Here is a 21,722-nt window from a genome sequence, read left to right on the forward strand (position 1 = left end):
GAGAACAACAAACATGATGGATATTCGTTTAGTGCGAATCGACGATCGTTTAATCCATGGACAGGTTGCGACCGTTTGGACCAAAAGTACCAATGTAAACCGGATCATAGTCATTAGTGATGCAGTTGCACATGATACACTAAGAAAAGCATTGCTTGTACAAGCAGCGCCGCCTGGTGTAAAAGTAAATGTCATTACTGTTGAAAAGATGATCAATATTTTTTCAGATGACCGTTTTGATAGCTTAAAGGTAATGTTGTTGTTCACAAATCCAGAAGACGTAAAACGTGTGGTAGAAGGTCATGTCGTATTCAACTCTGTCAATATTGGCGGAATGAGTTTTACCAGTGGCAAGCGTATGATTACCAATGCTGTTGCGGTTAACAAAGAGGATATCGCTGCATTCCAGTATTTACATGATCAAGGTATTACGTTGGAGATTCGGAAAGTAGTTGCAGACAACAAAATAGATTTGATGGAATTGCTGAAAAAAGAACAGTTAGTGTGAGTCTTTTTTCAGATTCTATATAAATGGCACGACTGACTCGATGTTACTAGTCGTATCATATGCATAGAATTGGAAGGAGTGATCCAATCGATCAAAATCAATATAAGGAGTGATCGTTGAGGAATAGGAATGTTCAAAAATCATCTGACAGATCGCAAGAAGTAATTGAAAACACAAACCGAGTAACGCATTTTTTCTATTTTTTATTTTTAGTCGGTGTTTTCATCAGTTGTTGATTTAGTGATAAGTAGTTGAAAAAAATATAGGAGGTATCAAATTATGGTAGGAATTATTATTGCTAGCCATGGGGAGTTTGCTCAAGGCATTTTACAATCCGGTTCCATGATTTTTGGTGAACAGGAAAAAGTACAAGCAGTTGTATTGATGCCTAGCGAAGGCCCAGACGATTTAAAAGCCAAATTAAAAGCAGCAATTGCAACGTTTGATGAAGAAGACGAAGTATTGTTCTTAGTCGATTTATGGGGAGGAACACCGTTTAACCAAGCGAATAGTTTGTTTGAAGAGCATAAAGACAAATGGGCGATTGTTAGCGGATTGAACTTACCAATGTTGATTGAAGCGTATGCTTCTCGTTTCTCAATGAATTCTGCTCAAGAAATCGCAACACATATTCTTGAAACAGCTAAAGAAGGCGTAAGAATCAAACCAGAAGAGCTAGAACCTGCTGAAGCACCAAAAGCTGTTGTAGAAGACGCACAACCAAAAGGAGCATTACCAGAAGGAACAGTTGTTGGTGACGGTAAAATCAAATTCGTTTTGGCACGTGTCGATTCTCGTTTATTGCATGGTCAAGTGGCGACAGCTTGGACAAAATCAGTTTTACCAAATCGAATCATCGTTGTATCGGATGCAGTTTCTAAAGATGATCTTCGCAAAAAATTGATTGAACAAGCGGCTCCTCCCGGCGTAAAAGCGAACGTTATTCCAATTAGTAAAATGATTGAAATTTCAAAAGATCCACGTTTTGGGAATACCAAAGCATTACTATTGTTTGAAAATCCTGAAGATGTAGTCAAAGTAGTCGAGGCAGGCGTAGATGTCAAAGAAGTAAACGTTGGTTCTATGGCGCATTCAGTCGGGAAAGTAGTTGTAAGTAAAGTATTGTCAATGGGACAAGAAGACGTTGAAGCTTTTGAGAAATTAGAAGAGTTAGGTGTTAAATTTGACGTCCGTAAAGTTCCAAATGATTCTAGCGCGAATATGGATGAAATCCTTAAAAAAGCGAAACATGAGTTAGCACAAGCACACTCAAAATAATCCAAAAATTCAAATGAAAATAGGAGGCTTATCATGTCTATTATAACAATTATTTTAGTAATTTTAGTTGCCTTTCTAGCTGGTATGGAAGGAATTCTTGATGAATTCCAATTTCACCAACCGTTAGTGGCATGTACCTTGATCGGTTTAGTAACTGGTAACTTGGAAGCTGGGATCGTTCTTGGCGGAACATTACAAATGATCGCACTTGGTTGGGCGAACATCGGAGCCGCAGTAGCACCGGATGCGGCATTGGCATCTGTTGCATCAGCAATTATTTTAGTTTTAGGCGGACAAGGTGTTAAAGGTGTTCCATCAGCAATCGCGATTGCTGTGCCACTTGCAGTAGCAGGTCTTTTCTTAACAATGATCGTTCGTACACTTGCTGTACCAATCGTGCACATGATGGATGCTGCAGCTGAAAAGGGTGATGTTAGAAAAATCGAAATGTTGCACATTTTAGCAGTATGTATGCAAGGTATCCGCATTGCAATTCCAGCAGCAGCATTGTTATTCATTCCAGCAGAAACGGTTCAATCTGCATTGGAATCAATGCCAGCATGGTTGACTGAAGGAATGGCAATCGGTGGTGGTATGGTCGTAGCTGTGGGGTACGCATTAGTAATCAACATGATGGCAACCAAAGAAGTATGGCCATTCTTTATCATTGGCTTCGTTGTAGCAGCAATTTCTCAATTAACATTGATCGCACTGGGTGCTTTAGGTGTTGCCTTAGCATTGATCTATTTGAACCTTTCTAAAATGGGCGGTTCTTCAAATGGTGGCGGTGGCGGAAACAACACTGGTGATCCGCTTGGCGATATCTTAAACGACTATTAAACTGAAGGAGGAGAGAAGAGACATGGCAGAAAAAATTGAATTATCCAAAAAAGATCGTTTAGCCGTTGCATGGCGCTCTACATTTATTCAGGGCTCTTGGAACTATGAACGTATGCAAAATGGTGGATGGGCATTTTCAATGATCCCAGCAATCAAAAAATTATATAAAACAAAAGAAGATCGTGCATCAGCATTAAAACGTCATTTAGAGTTCTTTAACACTCACCCATATATTGCTTCGCCAATTCTTGGTGTAACATTAGCGTTGGAAGAAGAACGTGCCAATGGCGCTCCCGTTGATGATGTAGCAATTCAAGGGGTTAAAGTTGGAATGATGGGACCTTTGGCTGGTGTTGGTGATCCAGTGTTTTGGTTTACTGTTCGTCCGATGTTAGGTGCGCTTGGTGCTTCATTAGCGATTAGCGGAAATATCTTAGGCCCAATTATTTTCTTCGTAGCATGGAATTTAATCCGTTGGTCATTTATGTGGTATACACAAGAATTTGGCTATAAAGCGGGTTCTAAAATCACAGAAGACCTTTCAGGTGGATTATTACAAGACATAACGAAAGGTGCTTCGATTTTAGGGATGTTCGTATTGGCAGCTCTGGTACAGCGATGGGTGTCCATCAAGTTCCTTCCAATTGTTTCTACGGTTAAATTGGATAAAGGTGCTTATGTAGAATGGGATAAACTACCAATCGATGGTTCAGGACTTCAAAAAGCATTTGAAGAAGTTGGCTCAGGTAAAGCACTTTCAGCAATGAAAGTAACGACTCTACAGGATAACTTAGATCAATTGATTCCTGGGTTAGCAGCTTTACTATTAACATTCTTCTGTATGTGGTTATTAAAGAAAAAAGTTTCACCAATCGTTATCATTCTTGGTTTATTCGTAGTCGGTGTGCTTGGTCACGTTATTGGATTACTATAATTTAACCTGAATTTTACTTCGAGTCTACTCTTAGGGCAAAACGATTTCTTAGTTTTGTCCTAAGTTCTTTTACATAGCTTAATTCTTTGGTAACACGTATAATAAAAAGGATAGATTACAAGGGAAATGGGGCAATTAAAATGGTTCAATCACTGAATACGAAAGTAGATTTCATAACGGATGCCACCGCCTTTACGGGTCTTACGGATTATGGGAAAATTATGATCGGCGACAAAGGTTTTGAATTTTATAATTCTCGTGATAGCCGTAAATTTGTTCAAATTCCGTGGGAAGAAGTTGATTACGTGATTGCTTCTGTGATGTTTAAAGGGAAATGGATTCCGCGTTATGCGATTCAAACAAAGAAAAATGGAACCTTTACCTTTTCTTCTAAGCAACCTAAAAAAGTACTTAGAGAAATGCAAGAATATGTTGCACCAGATCATATGGTACAATCATTAGGATTCTTTGATGTCATCAAACGAGCATTTAAAACCTTAGGTAAAAAAAAATAAAGAATATAGGAGGCGGGGACAGAAGGGTTTAATCCAAAGAAATAAGAAGGGATTGCTTCTGCTCCTACCGTTTATTCGCATTTAGGGTGTGATACAAAAGTGATTTTTACTTTTGTATCACACCCCTGTATTTTTAGTATAAATAGAATTAATTCTTTTTTTCTTGTCTATAAAATTGAATAGAAGGAAGTACAAACATTATCAGCAATAATAGGGTTGAAAAAAGCATTTTGCTAGCAAGAGATAATGTAGCTGGATTGACTAAACCTATGAAAATAGTGAATGCTAAAACTGCAAGAATGACAGTAGGGATAGTCTCTAAAGAGCTACTTTTTTCTAAGTAATAACCGACTAAAATAATGCCAGATAAAAGCAGTAAAATCAACGCAAATAATTGGTGAGAAAGAATCACTGTTTTTCCTATCCCGTTCATCTTATTATCGATTATTGGTACTAAGAACGTTGCTAACCAGCACATAAATGCTGACAAGGCAAAAGAATAACTTACTTTTTTTGAGAAGAGACTGTATTTTACAGATGCAAGTATAAAAACGATTGCTAAGGCTAACAATAAAATCGGCAGACCTGTTTTAAAGAGACTGACGGCTATTACAGGTTCCAAAAGAAGCGTAAATAGATTGAATTGAAGTAGCAAAATAAAGACCATCATGACAAATTTTATTAAATCTTTGCTTGAATTATTTGGTAATTCTGCTAAAATGGCATCGCTGATTTCTTTCGGATTTTTACCAAAAAATACTTGTGCTGAAGTACCGTTTTTTTGGGCATCGAGAATATCTTGTAACATTTCTAAGAGAAGTTCTTCTGTTTGTTTTTCCTTCTTGTTTATGTTTACGCGAATATAAACTAAAATCTCTTCGTAGTATGTTTTATTTTCTGGATTCAATTGTTTTCTTAGTTGATTATTTTGTTCGACTAATTCTTCTGTATTCATTACAGCCCTCATTTTCTTATTCGATAATATTGTTTACGCCTGTGGAGATTATGACCCATTGTTTTTCAAATTGCTGTAAGTAGGCTTTGCCTGCTGGCGTCAAAGAGTAGTATTTCCGTTTTGGTCCTTCTGAAGATGGGCGCATTTCACCGGAGATCAATTCTAATTTTTGAAGTTTGAGCAGGACGGGATAGATGCTGCCTTCACTGACCATATTTAAACCATATTCAGACAATAAAGTAATCATTTCATAGCCATAGACTGTTTTTTTTTGAATGATTTTTAAAATACATCCTTCGAGTAATCCTTTTAACATCTGAGTAGTGTCCAAACAAGCCCCTCCGTATGAATGGTGTATTGTCATACACTATACCATTCATACACTATGTTGTAAAACAATATAGCGCTCTATTGTAAACTAATTTTTTTCTTGCATTTAATATATGAAATTAATTTAAGGAAAATTTACAGAAACAGATTTTTTTGTTATTTTTCAGACCTTTTATTTTGACCTAGCCTTTTTTTAGGAGTACCATAAAATTGTAGAAAGAATTAAAAAGGAGCGAGACATTATGAATGAAACAAGCAGGAAGGGTATTGACTGGGGTTCTTTGATTCTAGGGATTCTATTTGTTTTAACAGCGTTACTATCTTTCCAAGACCCAGCAGGAAACTTAATTGCAATTGTGATGGTTTTTGCAGTATTCGCAATTGTGAAAGGGATTTTTGAAATATTAGTACGAAATAGAATGAAGGAACTAACAGGATATAAAGCCTATGCGCCAATTATTTTAGGGGTCATCGATATTATTATCGGGGTATATTTCCTATTTAACTTAAATATCGGTGTTGCAGCATTACCCTTTATTTTTGCGATTTGGTTTATCCTAGACTCTGTTTTTGGACTTTTCGCTTTAGATTTAGCGAAATCAGTCAGTACTGGCTATTTCTGGTTTACTTTAGTCGTTGATGTTTTGGGGATTATTCTAGGAATCATGTTATTAATGAATCCTTTATCTTCAGCATTAACATTAAGTTTTCTAGTTGGATTTTATTTTATGCTTTTTGGTATCACGCAGATTGTTTACGCATTTAGATAAAACGAGGAGGAACAAATAATGACAAATTATGCAGAAAAAGAAGTAAAATTAGTAGAAAAAATCGGTAAAGAAATGGATAAGTTAGACGTGACTCTTGGAAAAATGGAAGATACAGATAGCAAAATCAAACATTTTTATGAACAAGAAAAAGCGTTACATGAAATAAAATCAATTATCCGCAAAGAAAATAAGATCGAAAAAGAAGAGCAAAAAGCTCTTGATAAAGCAGTAGAAAATGCTGAAAACTGGATCGATGATCAAGATTCATTGGTTTACCAAATCAATACTGAAATCGATAAATTAGATTCAACTTTAGGTAAAATCGATGGCGATGAAAATAAAGTGAAGAGCTACTTGGAACAAAAGAAAGCCATTCATGAAATTAAAAAAATTGTCAAAAAAACGGATAAATTAGGTGAATAAACGATTCTGAATTGAATCAAAAAAAAGTAGAGGCTGATCTTTAGGGATCGTCCTCTATTTTTTATATTCGGTTAATTGTAAAAATACGCTATAATAGAAAAAAATACGAAGGAATGACAGTATGAACTATCATCGCTTTAAACTACCAAAGGCTTATTGTCCAAACTGTTCAAGAAAAGTAGAATTACTTTTTTCGGAAGAGTCTGCCGAGCTACCGCAATTCTATATTTGTTTTAAATGTAAAAAAGTCGGGCAATTCGGTGTGGGTGAATTAGCGACGAACGACTTTTTAGCTTTTTCAACGGACAGAAAACAGGAAATTCAAGAATTAGTGGAAGAAATTCCAGATAAATATGTTTACAAAGCGAACGGAAGCCAATTACGTTTGGAAGAAAAAACAGATACATATAAACGACGTTGGCTAAGTCTTTATGAATACGAAAAAGCATTTGGCGAAACATTGGGCTTTGAAACGATTGATTTTAGGGAAGATAACCGATTATGTAAATGGTGTAATCACCCTTTGGAAGGCCGCAGAAGATCATTTTGTTCGGATCGCTGTAGCCGAAACTATGGCAAAGCGACTTTTTTTAAACGAGGAATGTCAACGTTACCACATAGAATAGCTAGTAGAGATCGTTTTTATTGCAGAGTCACTGGAGAAGATTTAGCAGTTACCAATCGTTTTGGTGTCAGAATTCCAGCTAGTGATCATCAAGTGGAGATTCATCACTTAGTCTTTGTATCCGCAGGAGGAAGTGATCATGAAAGTAATCTTTTAACTGTTTCCAAACAAGTCCATAAGGATTATCACATGGGCGTTGCATACGCTGTAAACGCTATTGAAGAAATAAAAAAACAGCAACTAGTGCACTACCAAGAGAAAATGTACACTGCAAAAGAAAATAGCTAGGCAAGATTGGGAAAAGAAAAAAACTAAAAAAAGTGAGATTGGAACAGAAGTGTTTTACTCCGAGAAATAAGAAGGAATTTACGAAAATTGCTCTTCAATTTTTTGTGACCAAGTAGGTACTGTGCAACATCAACTTGTTCCTTGTTGTGTTTTACAGCAATTTCGGCTTATTTCCGAAGGAGTTGCTTCTGCACCCACCGTTTATTCGGTTACTAATAGCCTGAAACATACCCTTTTTAGTTATGTCCCAGGCTCATCTTTTTTAGTGATCTCTTAATAATATCTACGGGAATTTGATGGACCTGAAATCATACGAACTAACCATACAGCGATAGCCACAGGAATCAAGATCTTGATTGCTAGCCACAATAAACCACCTAAAAGTCCTAGTATGATACTTAAAATAATACTTCCTATAAAGAAAAATCCGATTACCATTAATATATTCAGTAGCATTGAGCGTTGTTCCATTCTAAAAACCTCCAGTTTTTCTCTCGTTCTCTATGAATAAAGTATAGCAAGAATCTTTAGCCACTGAATCCACCTTTAGGCTGATTTTCTCTCCATCTTTAGGCGGGGCATGATCATTGGATCTGTTTTATAAGAACGTAAAATGAGGTAATGAGAATATGTCAAAATCAAGACTAGATGTTTTTAAAGATGCTTTTATTACGATTGTGAGGACGATTTTGATTTTTAGAATAACATCAACATTTTATATTGATCGTAAATAGTTGTATGGTAATTAGGTGGATCATCTTAGATCGATAAATAGACAAGCAATTGAAGGGGGAAAATCGATTTATAAAGAGTGGATTATCAAAGATAAGATAGGACTATTTCTTAGTTTTATCTTATCTTTTTTTTAAAACAGATAATCACTTTAAATAAATCATATAAAATAGAGTGAAACCTCAATTATTCTCATTTTTTTACAACATTATCGCATTTTATGAAAACAAATCTAGTTGTTTTTAGGTTAAAATTAAAAATGATTGTAAAAAAGAGTGTAATAAACATAGAATTATAAAAATGGTGTTTTTAAATAAAAAAGTAAGGTACAAGTAAAAAAAGGGGCCGTTAGTACATATGGAAAAGGTGAATCTTACAAAGAGTACAACAGGAAGCAAAAAAGTTTTTTTAAGAAAAGAAATGGAAGCAAATCGATTAGGAGAAGAGCTGTATTCAGAGGATGTTCTGAGCCAATATTCTGTCTATCTTATAAGAAAATTCGAAGTATCAGAAGATTATGAACAGCCAGAGCAATTTGAAGTACTTCTATCGGACCTACCAAATGAATTCAATCATGAATTTGAAGACTGTGTAGTAAAAAATCTATATGTTCGCGTGACACAAAAAGCTGTTTACATTACATTGCTATTAGCTTTGGCTCATCCATTAAGCAAATTACAGATCAGCGACTTACGCACTTGGATCAGCAGTTTAGAAGTTCCTGAAAGCCCTCTAGAGCATCTGTCTAGTTTTGCTGAAGACGTTCCGCTTGAAATGGTAAAAGGATTACAAGAAACGAATAGTGAAGTCTTGCTTTTAAGCGAAATGATGAATCAATTTAGTGAAAATTTAAATGATCTTTACAAAGAAGTTCAAACTGTTAAAGAGAAGAGAACACCGCCCGTAGTTAAAGTAGTACAAAGTAAAATTGCTGCTAAAGAAGCATTAGAATCAAAAAATGCTAAACAGCTAAGAATGACTGACGAAAAAATAAGGCAATTAGCGGAAGAGTTCGCAACCTTTAAAACGCTTATAACGGATAAATTAGAAAAACAGCCAAAGCCAAAAGCACCACCGAAATTCAAAATTACATTTGATTCGAGTGAAGAATCCGGTCCAACTGTTGAAAGTCGGTTAGATGAAGCAGTACAGCGAATCGATTTGCTAACACAAAAACTGACTCACTCGGATGAGCAAGTCACCGAACTAAGGAAAACAATCGAAAAAAATAAACAAGTACAAAGACCAAAACTAACCTTCTCTACCGCTAAAAAAGCAATTAGTGAACAAGCAAAGCTTGCAGAGAAAGTTGCGACAACCAATGAAGAAGTTACGACTATCGCACACCAATTACAGCAAATCAATGGGAAATTGAATGCTGTAGAGTCAACCGTTATACAAGCGAAACCAGATTCTGAAGCACTAGCAAGAATTGAAAAAGATCATGGGCAATTACAAAAAACAACCACAGAAACCCTTAAATTAACCCAAGTGATCGATCAATTGACTATGAAGTTACAAGCTGTTGAAACAGAACTTACAATAGTCAAAAATGAAAAGAAAAAAGTGCCTAAAGTAAAACTGACTAAAAGCGATTCAGCAAAAAGGCTAGCAGAACAACATCAAAAAGATCAAGAACAGTTAAAGTCAAATGCAACAGAAATAAAGAAATTAACGCAAACCGTTGGCAAAGTAGATGTTCAATTAATCAAAGCACATCAAAAAATCGCTGAGTTAGAACAAAAAATGCGTCAAACGTCAAAAGCAACACCAGCAGTAAAAACGGAACCAATCAAAACAGCTCAGCAAGACCCTGCGACAAGAACAAGCAATAAAATGATAGGACCACCTCCTGCACCAGCAATACGCGCAGAAACATCCCAGCAAACGGCTACTGCACAAGCAACTAGAAGCTTCCCGACCAAAGAGACGTTTCTACAAGCAAATCGACCCGCCAAAGCTGTAGCAGAAGTTGGCGAGGAGAGACCGACAGTGACGTTAGCAATCGAAGAAATGCTTGATCGTGTTTCAGAAAAACATCCACAACATACTGGGGCTAAAAGTTCTTGGTCAATAGAAGAAGGGTATAATCAAGATAGTGCGAATTCCCAAGACCCAAATGGTCCCTCTTTACGTCGTTTGAAAAAATTAGAGTGGGCTATCCATTCCTTTTTCCAACAAGGACGTGGGTCAGGACATAAAGGGATGATGCCAAAGGATAACTTTTATGCGAATATCCGACAAATTGAAGTACTCCCCTATCTCTGGGCTTCTGTATATGAACGAGAGAAGAAAGATATTTTATTAGGCAATGAATTAAGCACGCAACGACTGATCAATGAGTTGAATGATTTTTTAGAAGAAATAGAGGTATTATCTAAGAAACGAAAAGTTATGGGTAAGTGGATTTATTGCCCGAAAGAAGTGGAACAAAAGATGGAAGGATATAAACTATTAAGTGAATATTTGGAAACCTATCTTGCACGACAAAATGAAAGACAATAATGAAATAATAAACGATAAACTGAGAGCAGCAGGTTTTAGCTGAGCTCAGTTTTTTTAATTAATGTCATAATAGAATCATATGTTCTCTACGTGTGCGGAGGTGGAAGCTTCAGTGTTGAAAATCTCCTTTATGGTATAGATAGAATTGTTTATAAGTTCTCATTTTGTTATACTTTTACTACTAAATAAAAGGTGGGGGATTTATATGGGAGTAAAAAGTAGTCTTTCAGTAGCAGGAGGCGTATCTGCTTCATTTAGTAAATCTGCTAGTGCACTGAACAGAGTTACTAGTTTAACTAATACAGCTTCTAGAACGAACATTTATGGAAACGCTATCGCCATGGAATCAGCAACTACGTATGGACAAAGGTTGTAGCAGTTGTCTACAAGTATAGTAACAGCAGGAAGTAAAATCCATTCAGTTGCTAAAGATTTTTCGGAAATTGATCAACAGGCTGCACAAAAATTTCAACTAAATACGTCTCCTATGAGTAGGTGGTTTAAATGATTGAATCAGATTACAAAGCACAGCTATCAAAGATTCAAAATGAACAAGATTCGGTCAAACAAGAACTGAAGTCCGTGAGAAGCAAAGAGAAGATTTTTTCTATTTGAATCAACAAGAACAACGGATTTATGCAGAACTTATTGCAACCAGTGATCCAGAAGATCGTAGATTTTTTCAGGATAAAGGGGAAGATAGTTTTTTTCAATCAAAAAGAGCACAACAACAACTAGAAAAAAATGAAGAGCAATTGCAGCGAAAAGCTTTACTGAAAAACGAGGAGGATTGAGGGATGGGTTTAAAATTCTATGTAGGAGAGATGCAAAGACAGGCAGCAGAAGTTGCACGTATGAGTAATGAAGCAAATCAAGCAGTTGCACAACTACAAGACAGTATTTCTCATTTCTTGTCTGCTCCTTTATCTGGTAAAGCCTATGATTCTGCTAAAAGCTATTTTAGTGTGGTTTATACACCTCTTTGTCGATCAGCGCTTATGACAGGTGAAGCAATGCAGCAAGCGCACAAACGTTTAGTCACTGAATACCAAAGCTCTGTCTCGGGTATCGATACTGACGAAGATCAAATCCAAAGTCAGATTGAGCAACTGGAACAGCTTAAAAGAAATTTAGAACACCAGATGCAGGTCTCGAAAAACTTCCAACCAAGTTTAGAACGTCGATATATGAACGCTTGTGATTCTATTTCTAAAAAAAGAGAAAAACTTGAAAAGTTCCACGCTTATAATGCTCGTTCCAGTAGTTTTTTTGCTGAATATGAAGCAAGTCAGCAAGAGTTTTCTCGTAGTTTAGCTCAAGTCAATGGATGCAAAGCATGGAATGCGTCTTCAGGTACTTTCAACATCAGTAAATTAGATATGAATTGGGCGAAATCTATTAATAAACGTTGGGAAAGCAGAGAAAAGCAATTAGAAGCCATAAAAAATAAGAGTATTAAGGACGCAATTGCCAAACTAGACGGGTATGAAATACGGCGTGTGACAAATGGGAATAAAGTAGATTGGATCATTCTAAAAAATGGAAAGATACTCAATCCAAAAAATAATTCTGAGCTTTATTCAATTTTAGAATTGCATGGAGATTCGTTGCCGAAAAGCAGTTATACTGCAATGGTCGTAAAAAAAGGAATTGTTGATCCGACAATTGCCTTACCTGGTATTGGTGGTGCTGCGAACATAAAAAACGTAGTAAAAGGGATAGGGACGATAATAGTATCTACTGGAATCCTAACTCTCCTAAATGATGCCCCCTCTGTATCATTCAGCGATTCCAATGTAGATGAAGTAGATATTGAAATACCCAAAGATGTACAAAGAAAAATTAAAAAACTTTCTCCAGAGCAAAAGAAAGCCCTAGATGAAGCGTTGGACAAATTATCTAAAGGTGATAAAACAGGTTTGAACGATCACGCATTAAAAGGTGATCGCAAAGGAGAACGAGCATTTGATATCCGAGGAAAAGGGACAGGAAATAATAGAGATCGAATCCGAGGAACCTATGAAAAAGACGGTCCCGATAAAATAAAACTAAAAGATGTGTTTAAAGGACACAAATACTAAAGTGAAAGAGGTTTTTCTTTTGGAAACTAGAATAAAGCATGTATTATTAGAAGTATTTTATGAGGAAGGAATGGATCTCGTAAAAATATTCAGAGAAAGTGAATCTTTTGATGATTTTAATGGCACAGGTATAGGTTTTACGTATGCAGACTATGAATTATGCTACGCAGGAGAACATGGAATTGTTCATACTTTAGAAGATTTTGTAGGGTTTGCTGGAGAAATGGATATAAATCCAGACACAAATGATTATCAAAGTCATAATGACCAGTTAAAAAAAGAATGGGAAACAATATCTAGAAGAAAAATTGAAGAGGCACATAGTGAATATATGCAATTCAAAAAGGATTATATGGATAAACATGGAATTGAAGATGATATGGCTGATTAATACTATTCAGGTATCTAATTTTATTAGTGTACTGTTAGTGAATCATTTTCGAATGAATTTAATGAGCTTGGGACATAAGTTCTAATGAAAAATCCAGATACCAGTCAACTTGATTGGCATCTGGATTATTTTGTTGTACAAAAATAAGAACACCTTTGCTAAAATAAAAGTGACTAAACAAATAAGTCAGCGAGGTGTTCTTATGTTTAAAAATTATACCACAAATCAAGTCGTTCTTCCTCTAGATTTTAGTTTCCAGTTAGAAAAAAATGATAGTGCGTTTGCCATAGATCAATTAGTTGAAAGTATTCCGGAGGAACGTTTTCTCTCTTTCCACCATCAAATGGGGCCTGCTTCTTATCATCCGAAAATGATGATGAAAATGATTTTGTGTGCTTACACGCAATCTGTGTTTTCTGGTCGTAAGATTGAAGCGTTAACGAAAGACAGTATTCGCATGATGTGGCTCACTCAAAGTTACCAACCTAGCTATCGAACCATTAATCGTTTTCGGGTGAACCCTCTAATGAACACACTCCTTCGGGAGTGCTTCGTCCAGTTCCGTAGCCAATTAGTCAAGGAACAATTAATCGATGAAGAAGCCATTTTTATCGATGGCACAAAGATTGAAGCCAACGCCAATAAATACACCTTTGTTTGGAGAAAATCGATTGATAACTTTGATAAACAGCTTACTGAAAAATCAACTTTTCTTTATGATGAATTGTTAAAAAATCAAATTATTCCAGAAATTGAGCGAGAGTCCGCAAATCAATCCGTTCTAAACGAAAAGTGCCTAAAAAATTAAGGAAACTTTTCCAGGACTTTAAAGAGCGAAAACTCGCTTATCAAAAACATAGACAGATTTTAGGACAACGAAACAGTTACTCTAGAACGGATCTAGATGCCACGTTTATGCGCATGAAAGACGATTACATGAAAAATGGTCAGTTGAAAGCAGGCTATAATCTTCAAATCGCCACAAACAGCCAGTACATTTTAGGCTACGATCTTTTCTCAAATCCAACAGATACACGAACATTACGCCCTTTTTTGACCACTTTAAAGGAGCGTTTCTTTGAACTGCCAAACTATATTGTCGCAGATGCTGGCTATGGTGGAGAGGAAAACTATCAAGCGGTTTTAGAGGATCACGAGAGAACACCACTCATCACTTATGCCATGTATCATAAAGAACAGAAGAAAAAGTTTAAACAAAATCCGTTCCTTACCGCAAACTGGCCGTACCAAGAATTAGAGGATACGTTTCTTTGTCCAAACGGACGGAAAATGAATTTTCGGAATTATTCTATTCGTACAGATAAGTATGGCTTTAAACGGTATTTAAAACGGTATGAATGTGAAGACTGCTCGAATTGTCCTGTTCGAAGTCAATGTACAAAAGCCAAGAGTGACAAGAATCGTGAGATTCAAAAGAATATGAATTGGGAATACTTTAAAGCAACGATTCAACAGCTACTTTCAGAAGAAGAAACAGGTAAACTCTATCGCCAACGAAAAATTGACGTTGAACCTGCTTTCGGACATTTGAAGGCTTGTTTAGGCTTCACTCGTTTCTCTGTTCGAGGGAAACAGCAGACGCACAATGAAATTGGCTTCTCGTTAATGGCAGTAAATTTAAGGAAATATAGGCTAAGTAAGCTAGAAAATAAGGAGGATTCTTCCAATAATCTAAAGAATAGAAGACCGAAAATCATGTTTTACGATTTTCGGTCTTCTATTTTCTGGTTCTTGGGACTTACGTCCCAAGCTCTTTAAGGTCAATACGGATTAGTCGCAATTATGAATTTTTAATTGTCTTAAATATATATAATTCATTTTTCAATTTATACTACTTGCTTTAATTATTTGGTAGCTTTCGATGTTTCTTTTATCTATTTTTATTACTATTAAGAAATAGATGCCCATAAATAATTAAGCTCAATTTTAAAAATAAATTTGACTTGATTACCTTTAATAAAATACAGTAAGAGTATTTACGCGATTTCAGTAAAATTATTTTTTACGTGATAAATAAGTGCAAAAATAAAGAGGATTGTATAGTTTAAAAAAGAGACAGTATTTAAATCGTTTTTGGTCTCTTTTCAGTTGAAACTAATTATCAGTATTCTCTATAAAAAATAATCTAAAATTTATAAATCAGCTTATTTTTTATTTCAAATAACTTCCGTCAAACATAGTAGAAATATACAAAAAATAAATTGACATATTATATGTTTTTTCAGTTGACAATATTAATCATATTATTTAATATGAAAATAGTTGATTTTATCAACTAAAAATAAGGAGGGAAGATTTACATGAACCAAATAACAAGCGATATTAGGAGTTTCAATAGGTTTTATACGAATATTATGGGATTAATAGATCAGAATATATTAGAGTCTGATTATTCCTTAACAGAAGCCAGAATTCTATTTGAAATTTATGAATTAGGTATTTCTACAGCTAATACCTTATCTCATCGATTATCTATAGATAAAAGTTATATGAGTCGAATTATTACTAAATTCAGTAAAAATGGGGTGGTAACCAAGCAATTATCTTCTGAAGATAACCGAACATGGTTTATCTCTTTAACTCAAAAAGGCAAAGAGATCATGCTTGAGCTTATTAATAAATCAAACAATCAAATTAATACAATGCTTGCACCTCTGGGATTTCAAGAATGTGAGGAAATTTGTATAGCAATGGACACTATAAAAAAACATCTAACTAAAGTAGCGAACTCTTTTACTATTCGACCTTTTGTGAGTGAAGATATAGATTTTATTATTTCCCATCAAATTACACTTTTTGACAGAGAGTATGGACTAAACACTAATGAATGGAAATCTTATGTAAAAGATGGTGTAAAAAAATTAGTCAAACAATTCGATAAAACAAAAGACCGTATTTATATTTTAGAGAATCATGAACAACCATTAGGTTGTATTGCTATTACCCATACAAATAATTATGTAGCGCAACTAAGGTTCTTTTTTGTTGATTCGTCGTTAAGAGGGCTTGGTGCAGGGAATACTCTTATTAGTAAAGCGATTAAATTCTGTAGAGATAATCACTATAAAGAAGTATTCTTATGGACATTCAGTACCCTTACCTCAGCACGGCATTTATACGAAAAGAATGGATTTAGAATAGTCGATACTCAGCAGAATGATTCCTGGGGCTCTCCTGTTTTAGAGGAGAAGTGGGAATTGAATTTAAAATAAGTAGTATTTATAAAATAGATAGTTTGTTAAATAATCTATCTATTTTACAGATATTCGATATATTTACAATTACTAATACTTTTTGATACGGCCAATACTAGTGTATATTCGTGTGTCAAAATCTATATTTTCTACTTCTGATATATGTCAAAAGTAACAGGAGAAATTTGAAACATTCAGTTTCGATTCTATACCACAAAATTTCGTTCCAAAGATACCTGAACTCAAAAGACTAAATTTTAGTAAATTCAGAAGTGAATTACTAGAATATATTTAAGACGTATTGCTTATTTACTGTAGTTTGACTTCTGTTGAAGTCAAACTACAGTAAATAAGCAATACGTCTTTATTATTATGTATCAATCAAACGATTATTGTACTTTGTCCAAAATAGAAGAAAATACTCTATTTCTTGGAATATTTAATACCAAGTAATTCAATATAGATTTCTAATTTACTAATTAAGTATATAAATTAAATATGATAAATACAAGGTTTTTATTTATCATTTTTTTGATTTTTCCTATAAATAATTGATAAAACCAGCTTTTATGTATGCTCCGTCAGATAAGCCGTCAAAAAGAAAGGAAGATTTACATGTCTAGAAGAGGCGAAAATATTTATAAGAGAAAAGACAATCGTTGGGAGGGACGTTATAAAAAAGGACGTAAAAATAATGGTCAATTAAAGTATGGGTATATCTACGGTAAAACGTATGGTGAAGTGAAAGAACGGTTGTATGAGTTCAAATTAAAGTATCAAACCCTTATTCAACTTCAAGGAGAATGTGCCCTTACGTATGAGGAGTGGGGAAGAATATGGTTAAACCAACAACAATATACGACCAAACCCTCTACTTATAGTACGTATCTGTATAAATTAACTCGCTATATCTATCCTATCATAGGCTCAACTGCTATAAACCAAATAACGAAGCAAACGATTCAAACCATTATTGATACTTGGCAAGAGCAAACGTTACAACCGAGTACGATTCAAGTATTGTATCAGATCATGAAAAAATCGTTGAAAGATGCCCATGAGCAACAACTGATTCTTACACAGCCTTGTCAACAAATTCGTTTACCAAAGAAGAAGAAACCAACAGTGAAAGCATTATCCAAAATGGACCAACAAAAGTTAGAAAAACAGGCCAAAGCATTACCTTTATACAAGGGACTTCCTGTCTTGTTAGCATTGAATGCAGGACTACGGATAGGAGAAATCTCTGCCTTACGTTGGGAAGATCTTGATCTAAATAATCGAATGATTTATGTGAAAAAGACTTACCAACGATTACCAATGATAGGTTCAAAAACAAAAACACAACTTGTCTTAGATAGTTCCAAAACAGATCAATCAATACGAGTAGTTCCAATGACGTTCAGCCTGTACAAGTATCTGAAAAAGTGGAAAAAGAAAGCACCAGGAGTCTTTATTTGTTCAAATAAGACAGTACCTAGTGAACCTCGTCTACTGACCTACTATTTTCATAAAATTCGAAAACTGTGTGGTATTCCCTCTACTCATTTTCATCATTTACGACATACATTCGCGACGCGTTGTATTGAAGCAAATGGGGATATTGCATCTGTTAGTAAACTATTAGGTCATGCATCAACACAAACAACATTAGATATTTATACAGATTCATTAGTAGAAAGTCGTCAACGAGTGATTCAACAGATGGAAGAAAAGAAGGAAAATAAATAAAATAACATATGTTTTTTTATTTATTAAAATTACCGCTTTCTTTTGCAAGTGAAAATGAAAGCGGTATCTTACTACCCTTTATTGATAAGAGTAGTAAGATTTCGTCTATTTATTAAGAAAAAAATATATTGAAGCAATTTTTTGCGCCGTCATTCATCGTCAGTTAGCTATTTGAACTATTGATTTATCATGGATTTTACGATATCTCGTGGTATTAAATATTCCAAGATAATTTAATAACCTTTTTTAAGAATATATTCCAAATGTTATTGTGACAGATAGGAGGAAATAAAATACGATGTTAACTTTAGGCATACTAGAAATTAATTCATCAAAGCATCAATTACTGGAACAGCAATTAGAATCGCAAACATATCGAGTAGTCAAAGTAGAAAACAAAGATCAATTGAACCAGATAGATGGTTTAATTCTTTCCATGGATAAAAAAGAGCAAATGAATCTGGTGATTGATTGGTTATTACTTTGTCAAAAATCACCTAGTGTATTTGTCTGGGTTTTTTCAACCATTCCGCTTGATTATGAAGAAAATATCTTGTTCACTCTTGGTGCCAACGGTGTTGTGATGACCAAAGATGAAATGCATTACTTGACACACTTAGTTAATAATACATTTAATCGTTTAGAACGTTCAAGTATAAACCCAGAAGACCAGTCTATGAATCAAGTAATTAATGAAAAAAATCAAACTGTTTTAGTTAATGGTGTTGAGCAAGCATTAACTAAAAAAGAATATTTATTATTTTCATTATTGTATGAACATAGTGGCACAACGTTATTATATGAAGAATTGATGGAAAAAATATGGTTAAATCAGCCAAAAGAAAATATTTTTTTGCTAGCGAATTCTGTCTTTCGTTTACGAAATAAGCTGAATGGAAGTAATGATTTCGAGATAAAAACAATACGTTCTAAAGGATATATGTTAAAAATTAAGGGATGTTAAATAAATTAATGATGACGTTTACTCTATTTTTTAAGTAGTATTTTCAAAATGTTAATTAGTTTTTATCTTAGACGCATAAGAAAATTATGTATCTATCTGAATCTAACATAGTTACTAGATTTAAATAATTTTATATAGAATATTTACATAAATTGGAAAGGAGGTGAATTTTAATAATGAATTTTGATAGAAGACAATCCATGATACGTTTTTTATTATTTGTCAGCATGCTAGTAAGTTTCACTATTTTCTATTCTGATAAAGCAGAAGCAATAGTAGGATCTAATCATGCTCCTGGTGAACCAGTGGATGTGACCTCACAACAATGGAAAAATCAAGAACTCACAAAAGTAAGTCCAGCGATGACTGGTGCTGAGAATTTTACATTTGTTGATCCTAATAATCCCAAAGAAATTGACTATTTAACACAAGTGCAATTCAAACTTAATGAAGAGACTTCATATGATAGTAATATGACAGTTTCACGTGGCAGCCTCACAACACCTGCTTCTTATTACTATGAAAAAAGTAGTGCATTATCAAATGCCTACTTTAGGATAAATAACGCAGGAACTTACTTTGGGAAAAAAATAGACATACTGTATAGTATACCTAATAAAAACTGGGATGCTACTCCTGCTGGAACTCAAGCACAAATAACCTTTTGGGCACCTAGATATGATCAAAAAGATAACGAATTTACTAATTCTTTTTATGGTAAAACAATGAGCACAACCTTTATGGGCTTTTGGCTGTTTGTTGCTGGATACAATACTGGCGTAGCTATAGATGTCACTTTATTTGATCATGAAACAGGAGAAGAAATAGCTGCTAATGGGATATACTCTATGGGAAGAATGCACTTTGCAAGACAGTACACAGCAAGTACAAGTGACTTCTCTAATTTTTACGTTAGAAATGATACAAATGTGTGGGAAAGAACTATTTCAACAAACCCACTTACGTATGAATTCACATCACCAGCAGCTTCAAGTTCAGCAGATTCAACGAGTCCAGTTAATTCTTTGGGAATGGAATTTAAGGATACGAGTAAGTTTCGATTTAAAGTAGCTAATTCTTGGATTTTACAAACTAATGTTAGTAGTACTAGTCCAGTAATAAACCATTATCCATTTAAACAAAGTGACCTTGTTCGTTATAATCAGATCGCACCTGAAGTTATAGGGGAAAAGAATGATGCAACTCATGAAGATACAAAGTATAAAAATCTCCTATTTAGTGTGAAACAACAAATCCCACCGAACTATCAGGGAGCAAGAGATGAAAAAGATATGATTAGACTGAAAGTGCCAAAGGGATTTGATATTAAATCTGTTGAACCTAAAAAAGAGGACGGCACGTCAGCAGCAAACGTATTTAGTTCACCAAATAAAGTAGACAATCAAACATGGGAATTTTCAGCAGTAGATAGTACATCAGAAGATTTCGTAGACCAAACCTACTTATTTGAGGTTACAGCCACTCCTAATGCTCAATTTAAGTTAGCTGATTATGGCTACAATAAAGAAGATGGGTATATGCATATTGAAATGGGGATGAATGATTTATTACCTGCCACAGAGGGTGTTGAGACGCCAACTGCAGAATGGCTATCTACTTACAAAGGAACAACGAAAACATTGTCCAGCAGTAAAGTAGAGCCCACTAGTCAATCTCAAATCAAATATGAAGGTATGCCATACGGACAACCTAAAACAGGACTAACAATCCCTGTGGGAAAACAAATTACAGAAGTATATGCTCAACCAGAAGATTTATTAGAAAGCTACGGTACAGATACGAGTAGTCCATTAGACGAACCAGTGAGTATTGCCTATAAAGGCGGGAAAGCACCAGATACAAGTACATTAGAACCTGGAAGTACTGTGACTGTACCGTTGACGTTGACTTCAAAACAAGGAATTGAAACAGAAGTTACTGTTACCATTCTTATACAAGGCGAAAACGGAGAATTAACCGTTAATTTTGTCACGCCATCAAATGAGCCATTGGCTACTGCAATAAAAATCAATACTACTGTTGGAGGAGATACAATTGATTTGACAGATGCAACATATGGTATTGATCAAATAATCTCTTCAATTATAGACAAAGGGTATACATTAATAAGTCGTCCATTGAACGAAACAAAAGTCAAGATTACCGATAAAAAGCAACAGGTATCTTATGAGTTTGAAGGATCACTGATATTACAATCTGTACCGATGTCATTTGATTTTGGAAAGATAGAGTATACGGCAAAGCATGTTCAAGTAGACGATCCAAAATATACTCAACCACTTGTTGTCACGGATACAAGAACAGACCAAAGTGATGGCTGGTATTTGACAGCTACATTAACTTCCCCAATGAAAAATGGTAAAAATCAAGAATTAGTAAATGTACTGCGGTATGTAACAAAGGGAGAAGAAAAGATATTAAATTCGGATGCCCAAGTAGTATATGTAAATACTGTTGAAAATTCTGGTAGCTATGCTGTCAGTGATGATTGGGGAACAACTGCTAATACTGATGGTGTGAAACTTAAAATTGATTCAGATGACACTATCTATACAGGTACGTATACAGGGACTATCACGTGGAAGGTCATGGCAGGACAACCATAAAAGGAGAGAG

At 34.7% G+C, this 21,722-nt stretch carries 20 protein-coding genes and 2 pseudogenes; 19 read left to right on the top strand and 3 right to left on the bottom strand.

Annotated features, from left to right (window positions below; all coding sequences use genetic code 11):
* The first annotated feature begins 13 nt into the window (after nucleotides 1-13).
* From IGJ34_RS00190 to IGJ34_RS00210, 5 genes are all read left to right on the top strand, one after another.
* Entirely contained in the window at nucleotides 14-508 is a 495-nt protein-coding gene (locus IGJ34_RS00190; RefSeq protein ID WP_069653212.1) for a mannose/fructose/sorbose PTS transporter subunit IIB, read from the top strand.
* 279 nt (nucleotides 509-787) lie between these two features.
* Nucleotides 788-1,786: a mannose/fructose/sorbose PTS transporter subunit IIA gene (locus IGJ34_RS00195; protein WP_430597845.1), complete on the top strand. Its 999-nt coding sequence runs from the start codon at nucleotides 788-790 to the stop codon at nucleotides 1,784-1,786.
* A 33-nt stretch (nucleotides 1,787-1,819) separates the two neighbouring features.
* Nucleotides 1,820-2,626 carry a PTS mannose/fructose/sorbose transporter subunit IIC gene (locus tag IGJ34_RS00200; RefSeq protein ID WP_069653214.1) on the top strand — a complete coding sequence of 269 codons (807 nt, stop codon included), beginning with the start codon at nucleotides 1,820-1,822 and terminating at the stop codon, nucleotides 2,624-2,626.
* Between the two features lie 22 nt (nucleotides 2,627-2,648).
* A complete protein-coding gene (locus IGJ34_RS00205) occupies nucleotides 2,649-3,560 on the top strand; it encodes a PTS system mannose/fructose/sorbose family transporter subunit IID (RefSeq protein WP_069653215.1) in 912 nt (303 codons plus the stop codon).
* A gap of 140 nt (nucleotides 3,561-3,700) precedes the next feature.
* Complete coding sequence (locus tag IGJ34_RS00210) at nucleotides 3,701-4,075, top strand: DUF956 family protein (protein WP_069653216.1); 375 nt, start codon at nucleotides 3,701-3,703, stop codon at nucleotides 4,073-4,075.
* A 148-nt stretch (nucleotides 4,076-4,223) separates the two neighbouring features.
* On the opposite strand, the gene IGJ34_RS00215 is transcribed toward IGJ34_RS00210, so the two are convergent.
* Both IGJ34_RS00215 and IGJ34_RS00220 read right to left on the bottom strand, forming a co-directional pair.
* Entirely contained in the window at nucleotides 4,224-5,030 is an 807-nt protein-coding gene (locus tag IGJ34_RS00215; protein ID WP_430597846.1) for a hypothetical protein, read from the bottom strand.
* Between the two features lie 16 nt (nucleotides 5,031-5,046).
* Nucleotides 5,047-5,361, bottom strand: a complete 315-nt coding sequence (locus tag IGJ34_RS00220) for a PadR family transcriptional regulator (RefSeq protein WP_083241718.1) — start codon at nucleotides 5,359-5,361, stop codon at nucleotides 5,047-5,049.
* Nucleotides 5,362-5,602: 241 nt separating this feature from the next.
* On the opposite strand from IGJ34_RS00220, the gene IGJ34_RS00225 reads away from it, so the two are divergent.
* The 4 genes and pseudogenes from IGJ34_RS00225 to IGJ34_RS00240 all read left to right on the top strand — a co-directional run bounded on the left by IGJ34_RS00225 (nucleotide 5,603) and on the right by IGJ34_RS00240 (nucleotide 7,690).
* Nucleotides 5,603-6,130 (top strand): HdeD family acid-resistance protein, encoded by a 528-nt coding sequence (locus IGJ34_RS00225; protein WP_069653218.1) that lies wholly within the window; start codon nucleotides 5,603-5,605, stop codon nucleotides 6,128-6,130.
* An 18-nt stretch (nucleotides 6,131-6,148) separates the two neighbouring features.
* Nucleotides 6,149-6,553, top strand: coding sequence for a hypothetical protein (locus IGJ34_RS00230; RefSeq protein WP_069653219.1), 405 nt, complete (start codon nucleotides 6,149-6,151; stop codon nucleotides 6,551-6,553).
* A 121-nt stretch (nucleotides 6,554-6,674) separates the two neighbouring features.
* Nucleotides 6,675-7,466 (top strand): HNH endonuclease, encoded by a 792-nt coding sequence (locus IGJ34_RS00235; RefSeq protein WP_069653220.1) that lies wholly within the window; start codon nucleotides 6,675-6,677, stop codon nucleotides 7,464-7,466.
* Nucleotides 7,467-7,471: 5 nt separating this feature from the next.
* Nucleotides 7,472-7,690 (top strand): annotated as a pseudogene (locus tag IGJ34_RS00240) (hypothetical protein).
* Between the two features lie 49 nt (nucleotides 7,691-7,739).
* Here the strand turns inward: IGJ34_RS00240 and IGJ34_RS00245 are convergent.
* On the bottom strand, nucleotides 7,740-7,937 hold the full coding sequence (locus IGJ34_RS00245) for a hypothetical protein (protein ID WP_111249004.1): 198 nt from the start codon (nucleotides 7,935-7,937) through the stop codon (nucleotides 7,740-7,742).
* A 618-nt stretch (nucleotides 7,938-8,555) separates the two neighbouring features.
* Here IGJ34_RS00245 and IGJ34_RS00250 point away from each other — a divergent pair.
* From IGJ34_RS00250 to IGJ34_RS00295, 10 genes and pseudogenes are all read left to right on the top strand, one after another.
* Nucleotides 8,556-10,703 (top strand): coiled-coil domain-containing protein, encoded by a 2,148-nt coding sequence (locus IGJ34_RS00250; protein ID WP_430597847.1) that lies wholly within the window; start codon nucleotides 8,556-8,558, stop codon nucleotides 10,701-10,703.
* A 205-nt stretch (nucleotides 10,704-10,908) separates the two neighbouring features.
* The gene (locus IGJ34_RS00255) at nucleotides 10,909-11,079 is read left to right on the top strand and encodes a hypothetical protein (RefSeq protein WP_430597848.1); all 171 of its coding nucleotides are present in this window, start codon (nucleotides 10,909-10,911) and stop codon (nucleotides 11,077-11,079) included.
* A 235-nt stretch (nucleotides 11,080-11,314) separates the two neighbouring features.
* Nucleotides 11,315-11,497, top strand: a complete 183-nt coding sequence (locus tag IGJ34_RS00260; protein ID WP_430597849.1) for a hypothetical protein — start codon at nucleotides 11,315-11,317, stop codon at nucleotides 11,495-11,497.
* A gap of 3 nt (nucleotides 11,498-11,500) precedes the next feature.
* A complete protein-coding gene (locus tag IGJ34_RS00265) occupies nucleotides 11,501-12,784 on the top strand; it encodes a T7SS effector LXG polymorphic toxin (protein ID WP_430597850.1) in 1,284 nt (427 codons plus the stop codon).
* A 19-nt stretch (nucleotides 12,785-12,803) separates the two neighbouring features.
* Nucleotides 12,804-13,175 carry a hypothetical protein gene (locus IGJ34_RS00270; protein ID WP_430597851.1) on the top strand — a complete coding sequence of 124 codons (372 nt, stop codon included), beginning with the start codon at nucleotides 12,804-12,806 and terminating at the stop codon, nucleotides 13,173-13,175.
* Nucleotides 13,176-13,377: 202 nt separating this feature from the next.
* Nucleotides 13,378-14,954 (top strand): annotated as a pseudogene (locus tag IGJ34_RS00275) (IS1182 family transposase).
* Between the two features lie 542 nt (nucleotides 14,955-15,496).
* Nucleotides 15,497-16,408 carry a bifunctional helix-turn-helix transcriptional regulator/GNAT family N-acetyltransferase gene (locus IGJ34_RS00280; RefSeq protein ID WP_430597852.1) on the top strand — a complete coding sequence of 304 codons (912 nt, stop codon included), beginning with the start codon at nucleotides 15,497-15,499 and terminating at the stop codon, nucleotides 16,406-16,408.
* Nucleotides 16,409-17,005: 597 nt separating this feature from the next.
* Nucleotides 17,006-18,121 carry a tyrosine-type recombinase/integrase gene (locus tag IGJ34_RS00285; protein ID WP_430597853.1) on the top strand — a complete coding sequence of 372 codons (1,116 nt, stop codon included), beginning with the start codon at nucleotides 17,006-17,008 and terminating at the stop codon, nucleotides 18,119-18,121.
* A 298-nt stretch (nucleotides 18,122-18,419) separates the two neighbouring features.
* On the top strand, nucleotides 18,420-19,085 hold the full coding sequence (locus IGJ34_RS00290; protein ID WP_206836533.1) for a winged helix-turn-helix domain-containing protein: 666 nt from the start codon (nucleotides 18,420-18,422) through the stop codon (nucleotides 19,083-19,085).
* A 200-nt stretch (nucleotides 19,086-19,285) separates the two neighbouring features.
* Nucleotides 19,286-21,712, top strand: coding sequence for a WxL domain-containing protein (locus tag IGJ34_RS00295; protein ID WP_430597854.1), 2,427 nt, complete (start codon nucleotides 19,286-19,288; stop codon nucleotides 21,710-21,712).
* The last annotated feature ends 10 nt before the right edge of the window (nucleotides 21,713-21,722 follow it).

It is taken from the genome of Enterococcus sp. AZ177 (assembly GCF_050544585.1).
GTDB classification, from domain to species: Bacteria; Bacillota; Bacilli; order Lactobacillales; family Enterococcaceae; genus Enterococcus_L; species Enterococcus_L plantarum.